The sequence below is a fragment of the Actinomycetota bacterium genome, from assembly GCA_035759705.1.
In the GTDB taxonomy this organism is placed as follows: domain Bacteria; phylum Actinomycetota; class CADDZG01; order JAHWKV01; family JAHWKV01; genus JAJCYE01.
This window is the reverse complement of sequence record DASTUJ010000113.1, coordinates 1-2,794: the sequence shown is the minus strand read 5'-3', so window position 1 is coordinate 2,794 and position 2,794 is coordinate 1. Positions and strand designations below refer to the sequence as shown.

The 2,794-nt window shown below is 63.3% G+C and carries 2 protein-coding genes; both read right to left on the bottom strand.

The genetic code is table 11. The features are described from left to right. Positions 1-149 precede the first annotated feature (149 nt). The gene (locus VFV09_07860; protein HEU4867627.1) at positions 150-1,274 is read right to left on the bottom strand and encodes an alpha/beta fold hydrolase; all 1,125 of its coding nucleotides are present in this window, start codon (positions 1,272-1,274) and stop codon (positions 150-152) included. 19 nt (positions 1,275-1,293) lie between these two features. After that, the coding region (locus VFV09_07855; protein ID HEU4867626.1) for an FAD-binding oxidoreductase at positions 1,294-2,794 on the bottom strand (1,501 nt) is incomplete at its 5' end.

The following is a 2,794-nucleotide window of genomic DNA, read 5'->3' as shown; positions in this document are numbered from 1 at the left end:
CCAGGGTAGCGAGGAAACCCCGGGCGAGCGGCCAGTTGAGCCCGGCCTCATCGAGGTCGGGGCCGGACCCTCCTACCGGACGGGGCTGGGGTTGCCCGGGGGGTCCGGCAAGCCGCCCTGGACGGCCATCGCTACGCCGATCTTGTGCTTCAGGCGCTAGAAGCCTCCGCCGGTGCCTTGACCTCACCCTTGTGGCGTTCCAGGAACTCCACGAACTTCGGGAACACGTCCCGGTCGTTGTGTTTGCCCATGAACGGGTCCTGGTGGCCGTAGCCGTCCAGGATCAGCAGCTCGTCGCGTCCGGGAGCGATCTTTTCCATCTGCTTGTAGCACTCGATGTTCGAGTCGGCGAACACCTTGTTGTCGGCCCCGGTGCACCAGCAGACCGGTGTGGTGATCTCGGCGGCGAACTCGAAGTAGTCGTCGGGCAGCCTGGACAGGTTTTCGTCGGTCGGGTCGTACTTAACCGCGTGGCCCGCCTGGAGCATCTTGTACACGTGCCGGTAGTAGTTCATCGACGTGGAACCGTAGAGGTCCCCGCCCCGGCGGTGGGTCACCTCGTGCAGGTTGTCGTGGCTGTAGAGCGCCGGCCACCCGGTCCCCCACATCAGGCTCAGCATGTGGCACGCCGGCACGTCGCACTCCCGGTGGAAGAAAGAGACCGCCTTGGAGAACATCTTGCCCCTGGTGAAACCGGGGTCCTCGCTCCACTGCGGGTTGAGGTACGGGAAGCCCAGCACGTACTCGACGGCGTTCGGCGCCATCTTCAGCTTCATCCGGGACCACGCCGGCACCCGGGGCGTCAGGCCGACCGAGTTGGCGATGCAGCTTTGGACCTCGACCTGCTTGGCGAACAGGCTCATGGTGAACGACACGGCGCCCAGGCAGTGGCAGATCACGTGGATCGGGTTGTCGCCGATCTCCTTGCGCATCACGTCTATGGCCGGCGGGTAGTCGAACAGGGCGATGTCGTCCATCGTGTAGCGGTGCTTGAACAGGTTGTAGGAGTGCCGGTTGCTCATCCGGAAGTCGAAGCACCACACGTCGCCGTACCCGTGGTCCAGCAGGTAGCTGACCAGGTTGTAGTGCTCGGGCATGATGAACATGTCGGTGGATGTGGTGAGCCCGTGGATGATCATCACGGACTCGGAGGCCTCGCCCCGCTGGAACCGCAGCATGCTGAGGCCCAGGCCGTCCTCGGTGTTGAAGTAGTACGGCGTTATCTTGGCGTCCTTGACCCCTTCCAGCGTGTAGAGGGGAATCTCTCGTTTCATCTTCGACTCCAATCTCTTGCTAGACGGAGGTGCCGCTCGGCTCCGCCGTCAACTCTTCTGCTCCGGCCTCGATCTGGTGGCTCTGAACGTGGTACTGCGCGTTCGGGTCGATCTTGCGACGTCGTTCCGGGTCCTTCGAAGTTTTGGTGTGCATGTAGCGAAAACCGCCATGTTCAATTGTGAGGTCATCCAGCCGAATCGCCAGCTCCTCGAGGATCTCGGGGGTCATCTTTTCGGTGACTCCGTTGAAGAACATCATCTCGCTGTACTGGTCCTTGGCCCGGCCGTTCGCCAGGTAGGGCGACTTGATGCTTTTCACGTACACCGAGACGAACGAGAAGCATCCGTAGCGCTCCCGGTAGTCGAGCATCATGTTGTAGCCCTTGTGGAACAGCTCGTCGTAGTCGTCCAGCGGCGCCAGGATGATGAACATCCGCCCGGGCTCGCCTACTGTGGCATCCAGGATCTTGTCGGCGAAGAACTCGACGTTCTTGTAGGTCGCCCACTTGGGGCTGAAGATCACGCCCAGCTGTCCCGCCGTCTTCACCAGGCGGTCCACCTTGGCCGGTAGCTTTCCGGCCACGAAGCCCAGGGAGTGAAGCAGGTTGTACGCCAGCTTGTCCCGCCTGGTCTTGTAGGGACTCTGCGACGTCGGGTGGTAGGCGGAGAACTGGCCGAGCGTCAGCAGCCGGCCGCTCTTCAGCGGCAGGTTCACGAACACCCCGCGCTCGTACAGGGCATCGCCGGGTTTGCGCAGCCTCCTGCCGGACGCCTTCACGAAGTCGTTGACCTTGCGGTAGTGCTTCTGGTGGTTCTTGAGCACCGTGGTGAACTTGTCGACCTGGATGATCCGGACCTTGACGGTGGCGATGACCCCCTCCCGGCCGAGGCCGCACAGGACCTTGTGGAACAGCTCGGAGTTCTCTTCCCGGCTGCACCTGACCACCTCGCCGTCCCAGGTGACCAGCTCGAGCTCCAGCACGTTGTCGACAAAAAGCCCGAAACGGTGCGAAGCCGGGCTGATCCCCCCGACCGAGATGAACCCGCCGACCGTCACGTGGTTGTGGTCCCCGATGATCGGCAGGCCGAAGCCCTTCTGGGCCAGCGCGTCGTCGATGTTCGCCGAGACCGCTCCGCCCTGGACGGTCGCGGTGAGGTTCTCCTCGTCGACCTCGATCAGGTCGCCGAGCTTCTCGGTCAGCATGATCGGGCCGCCCTCGCCCAGCACGAGGTCGTTGCTGGAGTGGCCCTTGGCCCGGATCGTGAGCTTCTCCCCCAGCTCCTTGACCTCTTTGACCACTTTGACGATGTCCTCGGTGGTCTGCGGCAGGTAGATCTTCAGCGGGAACTTGGGCGCGATCGACGGGTTGGAGATCCGCTCCCAGTCGTACCCCAGGCTGTCGATCGAGTCGTGGGTGAACGCCTCGTGGCTGTTGATGGACTTCTTCCAACCCGGTAAGCCCTTGCGGGGGCCCTCCCCTGCCGTCCCCTTCTCCAGCACCCGGCCGACTCTCGATTGG

Bases quoted from the DNA above. Each gene is read 5' to 3' on its own strand.
- VFV09_07860 (HEU4867627.1), bottom strand. From the start codon at position 1,274: ATGAAACGAGAGATTCCCCTCTACACGCTGGAAGGGGTCAAGGACGCC.